Annotated in this window: 17 protein-coding genes; 11 read left to right on the top strand and 6 right to left on the bottom strand. The window is 40.6% G+C overall.

Going from position 1 to position 21,533, the window contains the following annotated elements:
- Nucleotides 1–158 precede the first annotated feature (158 nt).
- From HMPREF9447_RS02335 to HMPREF9447_RS02285, 11 genes are all read left to right on the top strand, one after another.
- Nucleotides 159–1,967, top strand: a complete 1,809-nt coding sequence (locus tag HMPREF9447_RS02335) for an aminotransferase class I/II-fold pyridoxal phosphate-dependent enzyme (protein WP_009127706.1) — start codon at nucleotides 159–161, stop codon at nucleotides 1,965–1,967.
- Between the two features lie 156 nt (nucleotides 1,968–2,123).
- Nucleotides 2,124–3,278, top strand: a complete 1,155-nt coding sequence (locus HMPREF9447_RS02330) for a CDP-glycerol glycerophosphotransferase family protein (protein WP_009127704.1) — start codon at nucleotides 2,124–2,126, stop codon at nucleotides 3,276–3,278.
- Nucleotides 3,279–3,418: 140 nt separating this feature from the next.
- The gene (locus tag HMPREF9447_RS02325; RefSeq protein ID WP_009127702.1) at nucleotides 3,419–4,387 is read left to right on the top strand and encodes an SDR family oxidoreductase; all 969 of its coding nucleotides are present in this window, start codon (nucleotides 3,419–3,421) and stop codon (nucleotides 4,385–4,387) included.
- A 63-nt stretch (nucleotides 4,388–4,450) separates the two neighbouring features.
- Nucleotides 4,451–5,716, top strand: coding sequence for a nucleotide sugar dehydrogenase (locus HMPREF9447_RS02320; RefSeq protein WP_009127700.1), 1,266 nt, complete (start codon nucleotides 4,451–4,453; stop codon nucleotides 5,714–5,716).
- The gene (locus HMPREF9447_RS02315) at nucleotides 5,703–6,860 is read left to right on the top strand and encodes a glycosyltransferase family 4 protein (RefSeq protein WP_009127698.1); all 1,158 of its coding nucleotides are present in this window, start codon (nucleotides 5,703–5,705) and stop codon (nucleotides 6,858–6,860) included. Before HMPREF9447_RS02320 ends, HMPREF9447_RS02315 begins: the two co-directional genes overlap by 14 nt.
- Complete coding sequence (locus tag HMPREF9447_RS02310) at nucleotides 6,832–7,473, top strand: sugar transferase (RefSeq protein WP_009127697.1); 642 nt, start codon at nucleotides 6,832–6,834, stop codon at nucleotides 7,471–7,473. The genes HMPREF9447_RS02315 and HMPREF9447_RS02310 overlap by 29 nt, the downstream gene beginning before the upstream one ends.
- A 1-nt stretch (nucleotide 7,474) precedes the next feature.
- Nucleotides 7,475–8,422 (top strand): aldo/keto reductase, encoded by a 948-nt coding sequence (locus HMPREF9447_RS02305; protein WP_009127696.1) that lies wholly within the window; start codon nucleotides 7,475–7,477, stop codon nucleotides 8,420–8,422.
- The gene (locus HMPREF9447_RS02300) at nucleotides 8,415–9,407 is read left to right on the top strand and encodes an acyltransferase family protein (protein WP_009127694.1); all 993 of its coding nucleotides are present in this window, start codon (nucleotides 8,415–8,417) and stop codon (nucleotides 9,405–9,407) included. The genes HMPREF9447_RS02305 and HMPREF9447_RS02300 overlap by 8 nt, the downstream gene beginning before the upstream one ends.
- Nucleotides 9,408–9,410: 3 nt before the next feature.
- Nucleotides 9,411–10,220 carry a transketolase gene (locus HMPREF9447_RS02295; RefSeq protein WP_009127692.1) on the top strand — a complete coding sequence of 270 codons (810 nt, stop codon included), beginning with the start codon at nucleotides 9,411–9,413 and terminating at the stop codon, nucleotides 10,218–10,220.
- Nucleotides 10,217–11,140, top strand: coding sequence for a transketolase family protein (locus HMPREF9447_RS02290; protein ID WP_009127690.1), 924 nt, complete (start codon nucleotides 10,217–10,219; stop codon nucleotides 11,138–11,140). The genes HMPREF9447_RS02295 and HMPREF9447_RS02290 overlap by 4 nt, the downstream gene beginning before the upstream one ends.
- Before the next feature lie 277 nt (nucleotides 11,141–11,417).
- Complete coding sequence (locus HMPREF9447_RS02285; protein WP_009127688.1) at nucleotides 11,418–12,983, top strand: ATP-binding protein; 1,566 nt, start codon at nucleotides 11,418–11,420, stop codon at nucleotides 12,981–12,983.
- A gap of 64 nt (nucleotides 12,984–13,047) precedes the next feature.
- On the opposite strand, the gene HMPREF9447_RS02280 is transcribed toward HMPREF9447_RS02285, so the two are convergent.
- From HMPREF9447_RS02280 to HMPREF9447_RS02255, 6 genes are all read right to left on the bottom strand, one after another.
- On the bottom strand, nucleotides 13,048–13,833 hold the full coding sequence (locus HMPREF9447_RS02280; protein WP_009127686.1) for an N-acetylmuramoyl-L-alanine amidase-like domain-containing protein: 786 nt from the start codon (nucleotides 13,831–13,833) through the stop codon (nucleotides 13,048–13,050).
- A gap of 86 nt (nucleotides 13,834–13,919) precedes the next feature.
- Nucleotides 13,920–17,135 (bottom strand): glycoside hydrolase family 2 TIM barrel-domain containing protein, encoded by a 3,216-nt coding sequence (locus HMPREF9447_RS02275; protein WP_009127685.1) that lies wholly within the window; start codon nucleotides 17,133–17,135, stop codon nucleotides 13,920–13,922.
- 15 nt (nucleotides 17,136–17,150) lie between these two features.
- Nucleotides 17,151–18,020 (bottom strand): alpha/beta hydrolase, encoded by an 870-nt coding sequence (locus tag HMPREF9447_RS02270; RefSeq protein WP_009127683.1) that lies wholly within the window; start codon nucleotides 18,018–18,020, stop codon nucleotides 17,151–17,153.
- A gap of 10 nt (nucleotides 18,021–18,030) precedes the next feature.
- Nucleotides 18,031–20,022, bottom strand: coding sequence for an OPT family oligopeptide transporter (locus HMPREF9447_RS02265; RefSeq protein ID WP_009127680.1), 1,992 nt, complete (start codon nucleotides 20,020–20,022; stop codon nucleotides 18,031–18,033).
- Nucleotides 20,023–20,156: 134 nt separating this feature from the next.
- On the bottom strand, nucleotides 20,157–20,552 hold the full coding sequence (locus tag HMPREF9447_RS02260; protein WP_009127678.1) for a DUF1573 domain-containing protein: 396 nt from the start codon (nucleotides 20,550–20,552) through the stop codon (nucleotides 20,157–20,159).
- 256 nt (nucleotides 20,553–20,808) lie between these two features.
- Nucleotides 20,809–21,531, bottom strand: coding sequence for a precorrin-2 C(20)-methyltransferase (locus tag HMPREF9447_RS02255; protein ID WP_009127676.1), 723 nt, complete (start codon nucleotides 21,529–21,531; stop codon nucleotides 20,809–20,811).
- Nucleotides 21,532–21,533: the final 2 nt, after the last annotated feature.

Genomic DNA, 21,533 nt, shown 5'->3' with positions numbered 1-21,533 from the left:
TATTAACTTTGACTATTGGTGTCAGTAACAACAAATAATAAAATTCAGTTTGATTTTTGACTTTATTTATAGGAAAACCGTCTCAAGACGGCTTTCCTATAAGTGATATGTCAAAATTGGACACTAACGGTGTTTTAGGACACAAATAACTAATTATTATGCAAGCAATTATCTTAGCTGCCGGTATGGGAAAACGTTTAGGAGAGTTGACCAAAGGCAATACGAAATGTATGGTAAATGTTAATGGCATATCGCTTATTGATAGAACTTTATCTCAATTATCAAAGTTGTCTTTATCCCGTGTTGTTATTGTAATAGGTTATAAAGGGGAAAATCTGAAAAATTATATTGGTGACGAATATAAGGGGGTGAAGATAGAATATATTCATAATCCGATATATGACAAAACTAATAATATTTATTCACTCTCGTTAGCAAAGAAGGAACTTCAAGAAGATGACACTTTACTTATTGAATCAGACCTGATATTCGATGATGCGCTCTTTCCAATGATAGTCAATAATCCTTATCCGAATTTGGCCTTAGTTGCCAAGTACGAAACTTGGATGGATGGTACAATGGTATGTATCGATGCGGACTGCAATATCATAAATTTTGTGCCTAAAGAAGCTTTCAGATATGAGGATGTAAATGTCTATTATAAGACGGTGAATATCTATAAGTTTAGTCGTGAGTTCTCGACAAATGAGTATGTTCCTTTTCTTGATGCTTATAGTCGGGTGATGGGAAATAATGAATACTATGAGCAGGTATTACGTGTATTGACATTACTTAATTCATCAACTTTAAAGGCTTTGCCAATTCAGGATGAAAAATGGTATGAAATAGATGACGTACAAGATTTGGATATTGCTTCAACTATATTTTCTTGTAGTGAGACCAAGTATGAGGAGTACCATAAGCGTTATGGTGGTTTTTGGCGTTTCCCTAAATTATTGGATTATTGTTATCTCGTCAATCCGTTTTTCCCATCTAAGCGTATGAAGGATGAACTTCGTGCTAATTTTGATACATTGCTTACGGAATATCCTTCAGGGATGTATGTAAATTCTCTGTTGGCGGGAAAATACTTTGGAGTTAAGCAGGAATTTGTGGTAGTGGGTAATGGTGCTGCCGAGCTTATCAAGATTGTGATGGAAGAACATGCAGGTAACAAGGTGGGGATTATCTATCCTACTTTTGATGAATATCCTAATCGCTTGCGTTCAGAGCAAATAGTGGCTTATATTCCCCAAAATATAAACTTTATTTATACGGCTGATGATTTGATGGGTTTCTATGCGGATAAATCAATTTCTTTGCTGTTGCTTATCAATCCAGACAATCCGTCTGGAAACTTTATATCCAAGCAGGATGTATGTAGATTGGCATCTTGGTGTGAGAATATGAATATACGTCTACTTGTTGATGAGAGTTTTGTCGACTTTACTACGGGATATGTGGATAACAGTTTGTTACATAATGATATACTTCTGCAATACCCATCTATGATGGTAATGAAGTCCATCAGTAAATCCTATGGCGTACCTGGTTTGCGATTAGGGGTATTTGCTTCTTCAGATACAGATTTAATCGCTCGTATAAAGAAAGAGGTCTCCATTTGGAACATTAATTCTTTTGCGGAATTCTATCTGCAAATCTATGGAAAGTATGAGAAAGATTATGCCAAAGCTTGTCAGAAGTTTATAGCAGAACGTGAAATATTCTTTAGGGAATTGACCCAAATTCCATACTTACATGTCATTCCTTCGCAAGCCAATTATTTCTTATGTGAAGTTATAAATAAATATACTTCTGAGGAATTGACACGGATATTGATTAAACATGATGTCATTATTAGTAATTGTGGTTTGAAGTCTAACATGCAAGGACGTAATTTGATTCGTATAGCCATACGAAGTAGAGAGGATAATATTAAACTTATTCAGATATTGAAAAAGCTATAGTATTTGTTGTATATTTAATATAAATATAATACTATGGAAAACTGCGCTAAAAATTAGGATGACTTTGACGGTACTTCATATTCTCACGATTTTCCATAAATCAATATAAGCCGATATTCCTCCGGACAGTAATAACAAATAATAAAATTCAGTATTATGGACTTGGTTTCTTTTGTAAAAAATAATAAATTAATTTATAGAATCTACTATCATACGTTTTCCTTTGCTATAAATTGTTTAAGGCGTTTCGTTAAAACAGATGACAAATTAATATTATTTCTGTCTTATGGAGGAAGATACTTTAATGATAGCCCACGATGTATATATGAGGCAATGTTAGAAGATAGTCGGTTTAAAGATTACAAACTTGTTTGGGCTTTTAAACAAGTAGAAAAACATGCGGATGTGAAAAATAAAGTAAAAATAGATACTTTGGATTTTTACTTGACTGCATTAAAAGCTAGATGTTGGGTAACTAATGTTATGATAGAAAGAGGCTTAAATTTTAGGGGGAAAAACACTTATTATCTGCATACAACTCATACAACGCTACCAAAAGCCTCTGGAATTGATGATAAAAAAGAAAATTCTTTGGTTGTTCCTTGTGCTTATAAATATGATTGTAGCTGCGCACAGAGCGAATTGGAGAAAAAGATGCAGAAGTCTATGTTTGGTTTAAAAGATGATCAAATAATTGTATCAGGATATCCTAAGAATGATAGGTTGTGTACTTATGACGAAACAAGAAGAGATGAAATAAGAGGATCTCTTGGCATAACTAAAGATAAAATAGTGATTTTGTATGCACCTACTTATCGGGATAAGAATTTTGGAGCAATGAAATGTCCTATTGACTTTTCTAAGTGGGAATCAATGCTTGGAGAGAAATATGTAGTCTTATTTAGAGTACATCCTGTAGTTTCTAATGCTACCAACATCGACTCCTCAACAGGGTTTATCTACGATGTAAGTAATTACCTGGATAATGTGGATTTAATGATAGCATCAGATATTCTTATTTCTGACTATTCTGGAATATTCTTCGAATATGCGGTTCAAGATAAGCCTATGTTCTGTTTTGCTTATGATTATGAAGAGTATGTTAGAAATCGCAGTCTGTATTTTGATATTAGAAAGGAGATACCAGGTGGTGAACTTGATGAAAATACTCTATTGGAATATATAAAGAATTATGATAAAGAAGATATGATAACTAAAATCAATCAGTTTAGGCAAAAATACGTAACAGAATATGGCCATGCAACAGAAATAGTTGTTAATACCATATATGACAAAATAGGTAAGGATTGAGTTCTAAGTATATAAGTACTGGATGGAATTTATTTAAGCAAACTCATAAATGGTCATTTGCTCAGAAAATCATAAAGGATAATTGTGAAATATGTTCGTCTTTCAGAAATCGTTCAATAAATAAAATCAATAAAATTAGTATGAAAATATTAGTAACTGGTGGTGCAGGTTTTATAGGCTCCAACCTTTGCGAACACCTGCTTGCCCATGAATATCATGTAGTTTGCTTGGACAACTTTTCTACAGGAAAGATAGAGAATCTGCTTCCTCTATTAAATCAATATCCTCAAGCTTTTAGGTTGCAAGTGGGAGATATTCGCAATCTTACGGATTGCAAGAAAGCTGTGGAAGGAGTCGATTATGTGTTTCATGAGGCTGCATTGGGTTCTGTTCCTCGCTCTATTAAAGACCCGGTACTGACCAATGAGGTAAACATTAGTGGCTTTCTGAATATGTTGATTGCTGCGAGAGATGCAGGCGTAAAACGTTTTATGTATGCTGCCAGTTCGTCAACTTATGGTGATAGTAAATCTTTGCCAAAGGTGGAAGATGTGATTGGTAAGCCCCTGTCACCTTACGCAGTTACGAAGTATGTGAATGAACTTTATGCTGATGTGTTTTCCAGAACATATGGCATGGAAACCATTGGTTTACGTTATTTTAATGTTTTTGGGCGTCGGCAAGATCCTTTCGGAGCGTATGCAGCAGTAATTCCTTTGTTTGTAAAGAAACTGATGGCTCATGAAAGCCCGATTATCAATGGGGACGGTGAATATAGCCGTGACTTTACTTACATTGATAATGTAATTCAAATGAATATGTTGGCTATGGTTACCACGAATCCGGATGCAGTTAATCAGGTGTATAATACGGCTTATGGAGAACGTACTACTTTAAACCAATTGACTGGATATTTGAAAGAGCTTTTAAGTGAATTTGATCCTGCAATAGCTAATGTGGAGATTCAACATGGACCAAACCGTTTGGGAGATATTCCTCATTCTTTAGCCAGTATCGATAAGGCACGGACACTTTTGGGATATGTCCCTGAATATAATATGTATGAAGGATTGAAGGAAGCTGTCAGATGGTATTGGAATCATATTTAATTGTAATTTTTGCCAACTTCTTGGTCTTAACTATACGACTCTGTCTTTTATAATCAATATAATATGTGTGAAATAAAAATTGCCGTAATCGGTCTCGGTTACGTAGGGCTTCCTTTGGCCCGTTTATTCTCTACTAAATATGAGACAATTGGGTTTGACATGAATCAATCCCGTGTAGATGCTTTGATGGCAGGACATGATGCTACGCTTGAAGTATCGGATGAATTATTACAATCGGCCATAAAGAATGGCTTTAGGTGTACAGCCAATGTAAACGATATCCGCTATTGTAATTTTTATGTGGTAGCTGTTCCTACTCCGGTTGATGAGAATCATAATCCAGACTTAACCCCTTTGTATGGAGCCAGTACAACAGTAGGAAAGGTAATTTCCAAAGGAGACATTGTAGTTTATGAATCTACGGTTTATCCGGGAGTGACGGAAGATGAATGTATTCCCGTAGTGGAAAAAGTTTCTGGTTTGAAATATAATATAGATTTTTTTGCGGGATATTCTCCTGAACGTATTAACCCGGGAGATAAACAACATACAGTAGAAAAGATCAGGAAAGTAACTTCTGGTTCCACTCCCATGATAGCCAAGAAAGTAAATGAAGTGTATGCTTCTGTCATTGCAGCAGGTACCCATTTGGCACCGACTATCAAAGTGGCTGAAGCTGCAAAAGTGATTGAGAATTCTCAGCGTGATATCAATATTGCATTTGTGAATGAGCTTTCTAAAATTTTTACTCTTATGGGGATTGATACTCAGGATGTGCTGGAAGCTGCTTCTACTAAATGGAATTTTTTACCATTCAAACCGGGCCTTGTAGGCGGACATTGCATTGGAGTAGACCCTTACTATTTGGCTCAGTGTGCACAACGCTATGGGTATAATCCGGAAATTATACTTGCAGGCCGTCGTATGAATGATGGTATGGGTGAGTACGTGGCAAACCAATTGGTGAGACTGATGTTGAAAAAGGGTATACAGGTATTGAATTCAGAGATCCTGATATTGGGCTTTACCTTTAAAGAAAATTGTCCGGATGTGCGCAATACTAAAGTAGTAGATATCTATAATGCTTTAAAAGAGTACAATCTTAATATTACTGTTTATGACCCGTGGGCAAGTTCGGAAACCGTAAGACAGGAATATAATATTGATATTATTAATGCATTACCACAGTTTAAATATGATGCAATTGTATTGGCAGTTGCCCATCAAGAGTTTGAGAAAGTAAATATTGATGCGTGGAAAGCAAAGGATTCGGTTGTATTTGATGTAAAAGGGTTGTTAGATAAAAGTAATGTTGATGGCAGATTGTGATAAATATTCCCGTTGCAGAAGAATCTTTTATGTAGCGAGCGTTGATTGGGGATTTATGTCTCACCGGTTGCCATTAGCTCTGCATGGAATTGAAAATGGTGATGAAGTATTTCTTCTTGCTGCTGACACTGGTTGTAGGGAAGAACTTGAGCAATTGGGTATACATTGCTTGCATATTCCTTTTGTAAGAGGAAAAGGAACTGTATTGCAAGAAATGAAGTGCTTATTTCTTCTTTATAAGTATTTCAAGATGTATAAACCGGATATTATTCATAATGTTAATTTGAAAATAACTTTATTGGGTTCATTGGCGGCACGTTTATCTGGAAATTATCATGTTGTCAATGCGATAAATGGTTTAGGGTATTGTTTTACGGATGGACGGGATGGATTTTTGCAGCGTTTGATACGATTACTTATTCGAACGATCCTGAAGGCTAAAAGCTTTTCTTTCATTCTTCAGAACCCGGATGATATGCAGATGATCAGAAACCTTAAATTGACAAATGATGCCAATCTTTATTTGATTAAAGGATCCGGAGTTGATTTAGATGAGTATCATTATGTGAAACTTGTTCGGAAAGAGCAACTTAAAATACTTTTCCCTTCCCGGATTTTATTAGATAAGGGTATAATTGAACTTATTGAGGCTGCAAAATCAATAAGAGAAGTGGTTAAGGGGAAAGCGGTGTTTGTATTAGCAGGTAGTTGCGATAATGATAATCCGGCTGTTCTAAAAGAAGAGAAGTTACGTTTGCTTTTGGAATCCGGATATATAGAATGGATTGGTTATCAGAAAAAAATGTTTCCCATCTATGCTGATTGTGATATTGTTGTACTGCCTTCTTATAGAGAAGGACTGCCTAAAGCTCTAATTGAAGCTTGTGCGGTGGGACGTCCTATTGTTACGACCAATGCTGTTGGATGCCGGGAATGTGTGGTTGAGGGGTATAATGGTTATTTAGTTCCAATAAAAGATTCGGTACTTTTGGCTGATGCTTTGAGAAAGCTAATATTTGATTTTGAAAAGCGGGAACTTTTTGGACGGAATTCAAGAAAAATGGCAGAGAGGGATTTTTCAATACAGTCGGTGATAAAAGAGACTTTTTATATTTATGACAAATACCAAAAAAGAAATATATAATAGATATATAAAACGGTCATTTGATTTAGTAATAGCGTTGCTGTCTTTCCTATTATTACTGCCAATCTATTTATTTATAGGCTTGACTATCAAATTCAATTCCTCCGGTCCTATTTTCTACCAAGCCTTACGCGGTGGTTATCACGATATCCCTTTCAAAATACTGAAATTCAGAACTATGGTAGTGAATGCTGATAAGATAGGGGGCAATACTACTGCTTTGAATGATCCCAGAATAACGAGGGTTGGAAAAATACTCCGTAAAACGAAGTTGGATGAATTGCCACAATTGATTAATATCATTAAAGGAGATATGAGTTTTGTCGGTCCTCGTCCGGAAGTATTGGCATATACATCTAAATACACAGAGGAGGAAAAACGCATCTTATCTGTCAGACCGGGTATTACTGATATTAGTTCATTGAAGTACATTTCGTTAGATGAAGTGGTGGGAGCAGTAAATGCGGATGAGTATTATGAAAAACATGTGCTTCATAATAAAAACTTATTAAGATTGGAATATGTAGACAAACAGTCTTTTAGTTTAGATGCTAAACTGTTTTTCCTGACAATATGGGGTGTATTCAAGAAAATATTCAAATTATTTAAATAAGATGGAATCTATAACTTTAGCACATTCCGATTTAAAGGTTTCCCGGTTGTGTATGGGAGGGTGTCCGCTTGGAGAATATGGATGGGGAGCTGTGGATCATGCAGAACTGGTCCGTACAGTACAGATAGCTGTAGATAATGGTATAACAATGTTTGATACGGCAGATGTTTATGGTTTAGGCTCATCGGAAAAAACTTTAGGTCAGGCTTTGGCAGAACGCCGAAAAGATGTGGTGATTGCATCCAAATTTGGTGTTCGTATAGAGAATGGAAAGACATTCTATGATAACTCAAGGGAATGGATCAATAAAGCGGTTGATGCAAGTTTGCAGCGTTTAAATACAGATTACATCGATCTTTATCAAGTACACTATCGGGATGGAAAAACTCCTATTGGTGATATTGTGCAGTCTTTGCAGGATTTACAAAAGAAGGGAAAAATCAGATATTTCGGTTTGTCGAATGTAACGGTGGATGATATTTCGGAATTGATTCCATATCGGGACTATTTTGTTTCCTTTCAAGATGAGTATAGTCTGGCTACCCGTAAGAATGAAGCAATCATACAAGGTGTACAGCATACATTGTCTTTGACTCCCATGACATGGGGGAGTTTGGGGCAAGGTATCTTAACGGGAAAGTATGGAAAAGATACTTGTTTTGGTAAAGACGACAGACGCTCAAGAGATATTTATGTGAATTTCCATGGTGATAAATTACTTCATAATCTGGAGATAGTGGAGGTCTTAAAACAAATAGCTACTTCTATCGGACATTCTGTTGCTGCTGTTGCCATTAGATTTATATTGGATTATATAAAAGAAAGTATAGTACTGGTTGGTATAAAAAATGAACGACAGCTAACTTCAAATTTAGAAGCAGTAAAGTTCTGTTTAAATGAGGAACAAATTGGGAAATTATTAATGATATCCAAAGATAAAAATGAATAAATTACTGTGGCTTACTACATCGCAGACAATAGGCTGTATATTGGTTATTTGGGGGCATTCATACCCTTTTGGTGTCGAATTTCCTGATAGTTTGCTTTGGGGAAAACAATTTTTGTATTCTTTTCATATGGCTTTTTTTGTTATTATTTCAGGTTTTCTCTGTGGCTATAGTAAAGGATATAATAAATATGGAGTGAATATCTATTTGAAAAATAGAGCACTTAAATTACTTGTACCCTATTTTGTTATTTCTTTAATAGGGTTATTTCCTAAAATAGTTGCTGCATCTTATATAAATGATGCAATGCCCGAACAAGGTAATATATGTGTCTTTTTTATTCGTACTCTACTTGTTCCCCGAGATGGTATATGGGGACATTTTTGGTTTTTGCCAATGCTCTTTGGGATACAGATAATAGCACTGTTCTTTATTCGATTATATGATAGAAATAAAATAGTTTATAGTTTGTCTTTAGGAATATTGTTAGGATTAACCTATCTTTCTCCCTACATGACAGGCTGGTTTTCGGTAAGTGACATTTGTGCTTTCCTCTTTTGGTATATGTTTGGTTTTACGATTTCCCAAATGAATTTTCAGCAATGGAAGCTCCCCTTATTTTATTCTATTTTGGGACTACCATTGGCTATAATGCTATATAATTACAAGTTGGGAGGAATAGAAAAGCCTTTTATTGTTATTGGCATGGCGATTTTTTTAATAGGTTGCTGCAGAAATTTTCCTTTAGAAAATATGCGTTTGTTTAAAAGTATGGTTGGGAAAACCTATGCAATCTATATACTTTCATGGCCGGCACAAGCAATAGTGGAAATTGTAACAAATAAGTTTTTGCATTGGAATGTGTTAGTTTGCATGTTTTTTATGTTCATAGCTGGAATTATTGTCCCGTTATTGATTATCCGAATTGTGAAGTTTGTAGAGAAGTATTTGAAAACAAATAAATTATCGTTGATAATAGGAGCTTAATGTATGAATAGTGAAGAATTAGCCTGGAAGATCAAGCGTCATGGCGTAGAAATGACTCATATCTCCCGTGGCTCCCATGTTGGTGCAATCTTATCCGTATCGGATATCATTGCCGTATTATATACGGATATACTGAATGTAGATCCGCAGAATCCCCAAAAAGAGGACCGTGACCGGTTGATTTTAAGTAAGGGCCATGCAGGTGCAGCTATCTATGCGGCACTTGCGGAAAGAGGGTTCTTTTCTACTGATGAATTGGCTACACATTATGCTGACGGTAGTCGTCTGTCGGGCCATGTATCGCACAAAGGTGTTCCTGGAGTGGAATTTTCTACCGGTTCGTTAGGGCATGGGCTTCCGGTAGCTGTGGGAATGGCATTGGATGCAAAGATAGAGCACAAGGATTATCATATATATGTGGTGATGGGAGATGGAGAGTGTGATGAAGGTTCGGTGTGGGAAGCTTCCATGTTTGCCCATCATCATAGGCTGGATAATCTGACGGTGATAGTGGACTACAACAAGATGCAAAGTCTTACTTTTTGCGAAGATACTTTGTCTCTGGCTCCGTTGGATAAGAAGTTTGAGAGTTTCGGTTATAATGTGTTGAGTATTGACGGGCATAATCATGATGAATTGAGGAATGCATTCCACACCACCTTTACGAATGGAAACCCGAAGCTGATTCTGGCAAATACCATTAAAGGGAAAGGTATATCATTTATGGAAAATAACATATTGTGGCATTACCGTACTCCGCAGGGAGAAGAATATGAGGCTGCCGTTAGAGAGTTGGAGGAACAGAAGCCATGAGAGATACATTTGTAAAGACATTAATCGAGATTGCCAAGGCTGATAAAGACGTCCATCTGTTGACGGGTGATTTAGGTTTTGGAGTATTGAAACCTTATTGGGAACAATTGCCTGAGCAGTTCACCAACATAGGCATTGCAGAGCAGAATATGACAGGCATTGCTGCCGGACTGGCTTTGTCCGGAAAAAAAGTATTCACTTACTCCATCGGTAATTTTCCGACATTGCGCTGCCTGGAACAGATCAGAAATGACTGTGCTTATCATGATGCTAATGTAAAGATTGTATGTGTGGGTGGCGGCTTTGTATATGGTTCTTTGGGAATGAGCCATCATGCTACGGAGGACTTAGCCATTATGCGCGCCTTGCCTTCGGTGGTTGTTATGGCGCCGGGAGATTTAACGGAAGCTGCTGCCTGTACGCGGGCTATTTATGAACATCAGGGCACTTGTTATCTGAGACTTGGCAGGGGAGGGGAACAGAAGATACATGAGTCTATTTCTGATTTTCGTATAGGCAAAGCTATTCAGATAAAAGAAGGAAACCGGGTTGTGGTTTTCTCTACAGGAGGAATTTTTGATGAAGCACTCGGCGCAGTTGAATTACTGAATGATAGAGGTATTTATCCGGCATTATACACTTTCCCTACTGTGAAGCCTATTGATAGGGAACTTATTCGGGCTTGTGCAAAAGAATATGATTTGATTGTAACCGTAGAGGAGCATAATATCATAGGTGGATTTGGCAGTGCCGTAGCTGAAGTGCTGAGTGAGATGTCTGGAAACAGAGCGGTACAGATAAAGATAGGATTGAATGATACCTATTCCTGCATTGTAGGTACTCAGAAGTATCTGAGGAATGAATATGGTATGAGTGCGGAAAAGATTGCAGAACGAATATGGGAGTATCTGTATGTGTAAAAGAATATTGGGAATATTGAAATGGTTGTTCATCCCATACTATGTATGGAAAAGATAAAAGTGTGGGTGAGGCAATAAGTAATAAACTCATTATAGAAAACAGCTCCCAACGGGCTGTTTTCTTTGCTTCAGGGAATACATATCCTTACGGGATGTCGGATTATGGAAATAAATACTTGCATGAGTTCTTGTGTATATCGTGAAATCTTCATCGGCTTTCATCTTGTTTTTGAAATATAAATAGTACCTTTGTCATACACCAATTAGGCTTTAGTAAATGGAACAGATACGTAAACTGCCGATAGGCATACAGACTTTTGAGGAAATACGTAGAGATGGTTATCTTTATGTAGATAAAACGGCTATGGTTCATCAAATTGCAAATGTGGGTAAACCTTATTTCCTAAGCCGTCCGCGTCGATTTGGCAAGAGTCTGCTTCTCTCCACTTTTGAAGCTTATTTTCAAGGGCGTAAAGACTTGTTCCAAGGTTTGGCCATTGAAAGGTTAGAAACCGAATGGGAACAATATCCTGTACTACATCTTGACTTGAATGCCCGGAAATATGAGATTGCTGCTGATTTGGTAGCTATGCTTAATCAGTATTTGGAAAAGTGGGAATTACTCTATGGCTCAGAGAAAAAAGATCGTAGTCCGGAAGAACGTTTTGCTTATGTAATAGAGCAGGCATGTATACAGACAGGAAAGCAGGTGGTTGTCTTGATTGATGAGTATGACAAGCCGTTGCTTCAAGCCGTCTTGGATGAGAACTTGCTGGATGAGTATCGGAAAATATTAAAAGCATTCTATGGTGTTTTGAAGAGTGCTGACCGCTATCTTCGTTTTGTTTTCCTGACTGGAGTAACTAAGTTTGCCCAAGTAAGCGTGTTCAGTGACTTGAATCAACTGAACGATATAAGCATGGACAGAGCGTATAATGCTTTGTGCGGTATTACACAAGATGAACTTATAAGAACATTCGGTCCGGAAATAAAACAGTTGGGTGAGAATGAAGAACTTACTTTTGAAGAAACTGTCTTTCGTTTGGCAAAAAAATATGACGGTTATCATTTTTGTGAAGATACTTCGGTGGGACTTTTTAACCCTTTCAGCCTTCTGAATGTATTCCAGAAATTGAATTTCGGTAACTTCTGGTTTCAGACAGGTACTCCCACCTATTTAGTAGATTTGTTGAAACAGAGTGACTATGATCTCCGCCTTTTGTTGAATGGGGTGGAAGTTACTGCCTCTGCTTTCTCGGAATATCGTGCGGAGGCAAATAATCCTCTGCCTATGATTTATCAAAGCGGTTACTTGACAATAAAAGCCTATGATAAGGAGGTTTGCCTTTATACGCTTCAATTCCCCAATGATGAAGTGCGTTATGGCTTTCTCAACTTTCTGGTTCCTTTTTATACCAAGGTCACTGATGATGAGACCGGTTTTCATATTGCCAAATTCATGCGTGAATTGAAGAGTGGTGATGTGGAAGCATTCATGGAACGTCTGAAGATATTCTTTTCTGGGATTCCGTATGAGTTGAATGATGATACAGAACGTCATTATCAGGCTATTTTCCATGTAGTGTTTACTTTGTTGGGACAGTTCATCCAATCTGAAGTGCGTAGTAGTCGTGGCCGTGCCGACGCGGTGGTTCATACTCCTACAGCTATTTATGTTTTTGAGTTTAAATTGGATGGTACCGCCGAAGCTGCTTTGAAGCAAATAGGTGAAAAGGGATATTTGATTCCTTACATGTTGGATGGTAGGAAATTAGTGAAAGTCGGCGTGAACTTTAGCAAGGAGACGCGAAATATTGATGAATATATTGTCGTAGAGGCGTAGAATAAAGAAAGGCGATGGAGAGTATAATTTTCCATCGCCTTTTTATAATACCACATTGGATATGCTATTTCTTCATCCTCAGCACCCGTATTCCCGTCCAACTTGGATTATTCTGCAACATCTGTCCCAAAGCCACTTTAGAAACAACCACCTTCTTCTCTTTGGAAGAAGCATGTAGCAAACTCAGCTTGCCATCCACATAGAAAGCAATACCCATATGAGCCACATCCAGTCCCGGAGTATTTGTAGTAATGGCAATAATGTCACCATTCTTAATCCAAGGCAGGCCATTGAACGGCAACTTATCTTTCGGGATGTAATGGAACTCTTGTCCATTCAATGATTTCTCAATCTCTTTCATCTTGGCTACATTCTGCGGAGAATTGCTCAACTGCTTATACAACTCAGGATGAGAAGACATATAAGAAAGAGCAACCTTCTGTGTGTGCGGACTGTAAGTCGGGGTTAAATCTTCCAGGAAACCGTTACGAACGCCATTGTTCACCCAGTCTGCAATGTAATGCAAACGGGAAGTATAACCGTTTATCTTTCCGTCACGATAGCGGATCATCTGGAGCTTATCGGCGAAGTCACCTTCGGCTACCTGACCGTCTTCAGTAGGAGAGAGGGCCATGGCAAGAGTATATTCTACAAAAGTGGTGCAGTCCACTTCATCACAGTTGATGATAAGTTCTTCTTCACCATCAGTTACTTCCAACGTATGCGCTACGTAAGGAATATCCAGAAATTTTATTCCATTGTTCAGCATGGCATTCTCATTGTCATTTGTTTGGGCATTGACAGTGGCCGCACAAAGTGCACTGAACAGGAGTGTAATCATTGTTTTCATTGTTCTTTCGTTTTTAATATAAATAAAAAGGATGTCGCAAAAGTACGACATCCTTTTCATAAATCCTTAAGTTGGACAGATTAAATTCAATATTGATAGATTAAATTTTTGTAATCTGTCTTCTTGTCAAACGGTACGATGGAGAAACCATATTCGATGGCATTCTCTACACCGGGACGAATCAGATAGGGTTCGTGTGCCGTAGCTCCCCAACTGTTGTCACCGCCAACGCCCATCATGCGATAGTCAATAAACATATCTACCAGCTTCTCCGGTTGTGGATCGGTAAGATGGCGATGGTTGGTTTGCTCTGTGCGTGGAGCGCCATTATCAATCGTTTCACCACTATCCAAAGTTCCGAGTGGATAGTTGGAAGCATTCAACTCGAATGTACGGTCGGCAATGAAAAGTAAACCGCCTTTCTGTTTATTGGTGAGGGCACACCAATAGATATCTGTGCGGTGCTCGTTCTCTTGCGGACGAACATACGGCTCATACATATCTTTGATTGGAATGGTGTACTCTCCGATAAACTGGGAGGTACGACGGTCGCGATAATTCTCTTCCGGTCCACGACCGTAATAAGTGAGGTTGGTTAATGTTTCTGACAACTGCATACGCAAACCAACACGCGGAATCATTGGCGTCTCTTTCCCTTCGGCAACAAAGCGGTTGTTCACTTTGATGATACCATTGGCAAATATCTTATAAGTAATCTCCCAACGTGCATCCGTCTGCGGGAAACGATAGGCTACTTTTACAATGGAATTGCCACCTTCTTTGGACACATTGAATGATTCTGCTTGGAGTGTCTGATAGCTGGCCTCTCTCCATGCTTTCAGACGGGTAGGAAGTTTTGCTCCGTAATCGTTATCAGTAGGTGCACGCCAGAAGAAAGGACGCGGGCCTTGTCCATCGTGAATATATTCCTGTTTTTTGTAGATGTAAGACACTAACAAGCCGCTTTGCTTATTGAATGCCGCTTTGAACTCGTCACCACTGAAAACTACCTGAGAGGAAACTTCTTCCATCTTAGCGGGATCCTGATGCACCACTTCTTTCTTGAAGAACGGATGAACATAAGTCTGTTCGCGGGCAATCACCGTACCCACCGGCAAGAAGGGTTCTGCCTGACGTATAGTGGCATAGAATTCGATGCGTACATCTCCCACAGTGTTTTTATCCTTAGGAATACCTTGCAGGAATCCGCTGGTTGCTGTTTTACCCGGGGCTGCATTGATGTTATCCATATTACCTTTATAAATCTCTTTTCCATGATCGCGTACGATGTAATGGAAATCGTATTTATTCAGGTCAGTGAAAGAGAAATCATTGCGGACCTGTACAGTACAGGTTTGCGGGTCGAATTTAATGAACTTAATGTTCTGGTAAACTTTACCCATTTCGATGGTCTGCGGTTTGATGCTGCGGTCGGGATAAACTATACCGTTGATGCAGAAGTTACCATCGGAAGGAGTACCTTTATCGCCATAATCACCGCCATAGTTCCAATACTTACGCCCATCGCTGGTTTTAGCTGCGAAACCTTGGTCTACCCAGTCCCAGATACAACCACCTTGCAGTATCGGGTACTTTTCAATGACATCCCAATAATCCTGGAAGTTTCCAAGACTGTTGCCCATGGCATGGGCATATTCGCACAGAATCAGAGGGCGCGTCATTTCTTTATTTTGCGCATACTTTTCAATATTTTGAGGAGAAGTATACATAGGGCAATAGATGTCTGTGTTCCACTCCAATCCGGCACGTTCATACTGGATAGGACGGCTATCGAGCATCTTTAACGTATTGTAAGTAACATAGAAGTTCAGTCCGTTTCCGGCTTCATTACCCAATGACCAGATGATGACGGACGGATGATTCTTATCGCGTTCGTACATATTCATGGTGCGGTCGAGGTGGGCATTCATGAATAATGGATTGTTACCCAAAGTACCGCCTACGTTCAGGTTATAGCCCATGCCGTGACTTTCGATATTGGCTTCATCGATAACGTAGATACCATATTGGTCACAAAGTTCGTAGAAACGTTCCTGCTGCGGATAGTGGCAAGTGCGTACCGTGTTCACATTATATTTCTTCCAGAGTTCGAAGTCTTTCAACATAAGTTCTTCGGAAACATAATGTCCGGTGAGTTCGCTATGTTCGTGGTAGTTTACACCTTTCACAAGAATGGGCACACCGTTCACAAGCAACTGTTTATCCTTAATCTCTATCGTGCGGAAGCCTACTTTGCAACTGGTAGCTTCTATCACTTCACCATTCGTACGTTTCAGGCTGATAACAAGTGTATAGAGATTCGGAGTTTCTGCAGTCCATTGTTTCACACCACGGAGGGTTTTCTTGGTAAATTCCACTTCGGTCTGGTCGCCTTCCACGCGGGTGGAAGATTGGGTGACTTGCTGGTCTTCATTGTCTAACAATCGATAAGACACCACATACGGAGACTTGATATCGCTTTCATTCGTAAGTTTTACTTTCAGTTTCAGAATACCGTCTTTGTAGTAAGGATCTAATGGAGTTTCCACTTTGAAGTCAGCAATGTGAATCTTTGGAGTGGCATATAGATAAATATCACGCTCGATACCGCTGATGCGCCAGAAGTCTTGACATTCCAGATAATTGGCATCCGAGAAACGGTGCACTTGGATGGCGATGATATTTTTGCCTCTCTTTGCCATACCGGTCACATTGAAGCGGGCAGGAGTTTTGGCGTCCTTGCTCATGCCGACAAACTTGCCGTTGATATAGTAGAAAGCAGCACCTCGTACACCGTCGGCACTAAGGAAAATCTCTTTTCCATCCCAATCGTTCCCTATAATAAATTCGCGACGATAAGTTCCGGTAGGATTCCAGTCTTTAGGAACATAAGGCGGATTCGGTTTGTCCCAGTAAGGTTCGTAACCTTTGGAACAAAACTCGTAGGGTTGATTGACGTAGATAGGTGTGCCGAACCCCTGCAATTCCCAGTTACCCGGTACATTGATGTCAGGCCAACGGTTCACGTCAGTACGTGCGTTCATAAAGTCAGTGGGGCGATCGGCGAAGTTCTCCACGTAGTTGAACTTCCATTTCCCGTTGAGGGAAAGACGGTCTGTACCGTTCGTCCGGTCATTGACAATGGCATCTTCTTCACTTACGTAAGAAGTGAACGTACTCCGGGGAGTCATTTTGTTGATGTGGGTCAACTTCGGATTGGTCAACTGGTCGTAGCGATCCTCCTGTGCCAGAAGGGTGAGGGGAAGCAATGCGAGGCAGGTGATAAGAGTCAGTCTTTTCATGAGCTATAATGTTTTTTATTTCTTCTCAAATTTCAGTCCATCACGCAACCACTTTTCCAGTTCTTCCGTCCACTGGCGTTTGTAAGTGAAATTGTCACGGAATCCCCAGCCATGTCCGCCGATGGGGTAGATGTGCATGGAGACGGGAACTTTCTGTTGGTTTAGGGCAAGGAAGTAGCCGATACTATTCATAGGAGGCACGGCACCATCATCCGCAGAGAGTACGATGAAAGCTTGTGGAGAACGGGGAGATACACGGCGTTCCAGTGAATAGTCTGCTTCCAGTTCCTTCGTCGGATTATTGCCGAGAAGATTCTGGCGGGAACCTCCGTGAGTGATACCCGGTATCATGGAGATAACGGGGTAAAGCAGAATCTGGAAATCCGGACGCGTTTCGTCGCTGCCATATAGTGTGGAGAGTGACGCTGCCAAATGTCCGCCCGCCGATGCTCCCATAACGCCTACACGGTTCGGATTGATGCCCCATTCTTTGGCATGCTGGCGGATAATGCGAATTGCTTGTTCCGCATCAGAGAGAGGAACTTCGCGATGTCCGTTCGGCATGCGGTATTTCAGAACAACATAAGTGATTCCCTGTGTGTTGAACCAGGAAGCCATATCATGGCCTTCATGATTCATGGCCAGACGGGCATATCCGCCACCCGGACACATAAGGATAGTCATACCGTTGGGATTTGCCGGACGATAGACTGTGATGGTGGGATTGACAACGTTGGCCACGCGGCCGCCATCCAAGTCTTCCTGGTCACCCGTCAGTCCGTTTGTATTTGGAGCCCCGTTAGGCCACAAAGGTATCTCAACGGGTTTCTGAGCAGATAGTAGAATTGACATAAACAATGCTGTGAAAAATAGAATTATTCTCATATTATATTTCTTATTTTGTTTTCATTGAAGCTTTGATAAAGTAGATGATCAGCAATGCATAAGCACCCAAAGCCAGTACTTCGGACCAGGTATTGTTCACCCAGGCATCGTTAACCAGATTGATACCGCCAAAGCGCATTGCTGCACTGACTACTCCCATCAGGGCGCCACCGGCAATGAAACCGGAAGCCAGCAACGTACCCTTTTCACCACGTTCTGTATTGATAGCTGCATCCTTGCTACGGCTTGTCACAAACCAATTGATGGCTCCACCCACTACCAGAGGAACGTTCAGCTGTAATGGGATGAACATGCCCAGCGCAAATGCCAGTGCCGGAATTTTGCAGAAAGTCAGGATAATGGCAAGCACGGCACCGATGCCATAAAGTAACCATGGAGCATCTACGCCACTCATCAAAGGCTTGATCACTGCTGCCATCGCATTTGCTTGCGGAGCGATCAAGTCGCCACTGGTGAAGCCGTAAGTCTTGTTCAGGATAATCATCACACCGCCTACGGTAGCAGCCGAAACAATCGTTCCGAGGAATTTCCATGTCTCTTGTTTGGCAGGTGTGCTTCCCAGCCAGTAACCAATCTTCAAGTCGGTGATGAAACCGCCTGCCATTGACAATGCTGTGCAAACAACACCTCCCATTACCAAAGCTGCCACCATGCCTCCCGTACCTTTCAGGCCTACTGCCACCATCACCACCGATGCCAGGATCAGAGTCATAAGCGTCATGCCCGAAACAGGATTTGTCCCGACAATCGCAATCGCGTTGGCAGCCACTGTTGTAAACAAGAAGCTGATGCCCGCTACTAATAAGATAGCTACAATCGTATGCAACAGATTTCCCTGCATTACATCGAAATAAAAAAACAGGGCCACCAGCAACAATGTCACAATAGAGCCGATAGCGATAATCTTCATGGAAATATCACGTTGTGTGCGCTTCACACTGGCTTCTACATTGGATTTTCCACCCATTTCCTTAGCTGCCAGTCCTACGGCACTTTTAATGATTCCCCATGACTTGATGATACCGATGATACCTGCCATAGCGATACCGCCGATACCGATACTCTTGGCATAATGGTTGAATATTTCTTCGGGAGCCATGCTGCCTACGGTAGCTACGATTTCAGGATTCCACTGGTTCAGCACGCTGTCGCCCCAAATCATAGACATGCCCGGAATGATAACCCACCATACTGCCAGTGAACCTGCACAGATGATAGAAGCATATTTCAAACCTACGATATAACCCAGACCGAGTACGGCAGCACCAGTATTTACCTTGAACACCAGTTTCGCTTTTTCCGCCAGCATTTCGCCAAAGCCACATACGCGTGTGGTGAAGTTTTCGTTCCACCAGCCGAATGTAGCCACTATGAAATCATATAGACCGCCGATGATACCTGCCATTAGCAACGGTTTTGCCTGGCTTCCGCCTTTTTCGCCCGATACAAGTACTTGTGTAGTAGCTGTTGCCTCAGGGAAAGGATACTTGCCATGCATATCGCTGACAAAGTATTTGCGGAACGGGATGAGGAAGAGAATACCCAGTACGCCTCCCAGCAATGAACTGATGAATACCTGAGTAAAAGTAACCGTGATTTCTTCCGGATAAGTTTCTTGCAAAATATATAGGGCCGGCAGGGTAAAGATGGCACCTGCCACGATGACGCCGGAGCTGGCGCCGATGGATTGGATAATGACATTTTCGCCCAACGCATTCTTACGTTTGGCGGCGCCTGATACGCCTACGGCAATAATTGCTATAGGGATGGCAGCTTCGAATACCTGACCTACTTTCAACCCCAGATAGGCTGCCGCAGCCGAAAAGAGGATAGCCATAGCGATACCCCACAACACAGACCAGAGGTTAACTTCCGGATACTTCTTGTCGGGGCTCATCAAAGGGTTGTAGACTTCGCCCGGTTTTAGTTCGCGGAATGCATTTTCCGGCAAACCGGTCAATTTCTCTTCTTCTTGTTTCATAGTTTCTTAATTACTTTTATGTTTATAGTTATTATGTCGTCCATTAATTGATTATTTTATCCAAATCAGCTTCAAAGAAAGCAAAAAAAAAGGAGAATTGAAAAATTCTCCTTTATTCTTATATATAAAGATGCTTATTTCGCATCTTTCGGTGTCATATCTCCTTCTACAAAGAGTCGCATCATTTCTGTTTTGGCATTTGTACGCAGGGTGATGGACTTCTTGAAGTGTCCCGGATATTTGCCTGTACCGTTGTACGTAATCTTGACGGTTCCGGTCTTACCCGGCAATACGGGTTCTTGGGTATATTCGGGTACTGTACATCCACAGGAAGCTACGGCTTGATGAATAACCAGCGGAGCATCGCCCACGTTGGTGAATGTGAATACACAACTTACAACCGGATCGTTTTCAGAAAACGTGCCGAAGTCGTGTGAAGTCTTATCAAACTTAATGTCAGCTTTCCCCTGTGCTGATACATAACCTATGCTCAGAACGAGCATAAACATATACAATGCAAGTTTTTTCATGTCTATTTCTCTTTTTAAGTTTACAACGGGGACAAAGGTAGTGCATTTTCGGAAAATTTGTGTTTATTATGTGCGAAATAGTATTAAATCGGAATTTTAGACCAATATTCGGGTCTGCACCGTACCCGGTCCGTGTCTGGTCCGTGTCAAGGCCGTATCTAGTCTAAATGTATAGATACGGAGATACTACGGAGCTAATACGGCTTTGATACGGTTCGGGTAATAGGAAGGGAGAGAAACAGAACAAAAACTCTTCCTATTCTTTATGTCTGTTTTCTTGTCGGCGGATGATGAGTATTGAGAAGTAGGGAAAAGTGTGAACATCAATCTGCGGAACGTCATTTAAATATATTTCATTTTCGGTCCCTACGTTTTCAAAATAATGGTAAGCATACTCAGGATGCAGATGGATGCAACGGTGGACTTCGTCGGCGCATTGGGAGAGCTTCATGATGACGATGGTGGTCTTTTCCTGCATATACTTCTCAATCTCTTCAACGGTTATGATGCCGGGAACAACGGTCAGCCGTTCTTCTTGACTGGCGATATGAAGCCCTGCACAAGCGCCTGCTGCGATGAAAGCAGGGATACCGGCGATGTGTTGAACGGGGATGCCGTCGGCTTGCAGCTTATCGAAGATATAATGAATGGAGGAGTAGAGGCCGGCATCTCCTTCGGCAACGATGCAGACTTTTTTATTCTCTTTATAAAGCTGTGCAGATGCGGCATATACTTTGTCATAAGCAGCCAATGCCTGTGTCCGGTTTTTGCTCATGGGCAATGTGAAACGGGAGAGAAGTGTATCCGGAATATCCAGTGCGCGTAATATATCGGCAGCACGTGAAAACGTACGTCCGTTTGTGGCGTGAGTTTCGGGGCAGAAAATGCAATCGGCATTTTGCAGGGCTTTCAAGCCTTTCAGGGTGATAAGTTCCGGTTCTCCGGGACCGAGGGATACGAATATGACGGGGTTGGGCATGT

The organism is Bacteroides oleiciplenus YIT 12058 (assembly GCF_000315485.1).
In the GTDB taxonomy this organism is placed as follows: Bacteria; Bacteroidota; Bacteroidia; order Bacteroidales; family Bacteroidaceae; genus Bacteroides; species Bacteroides oleiciplenus.
This window is presented reverse-complemented; position numbering and strand designations above follow the sequence as displayed.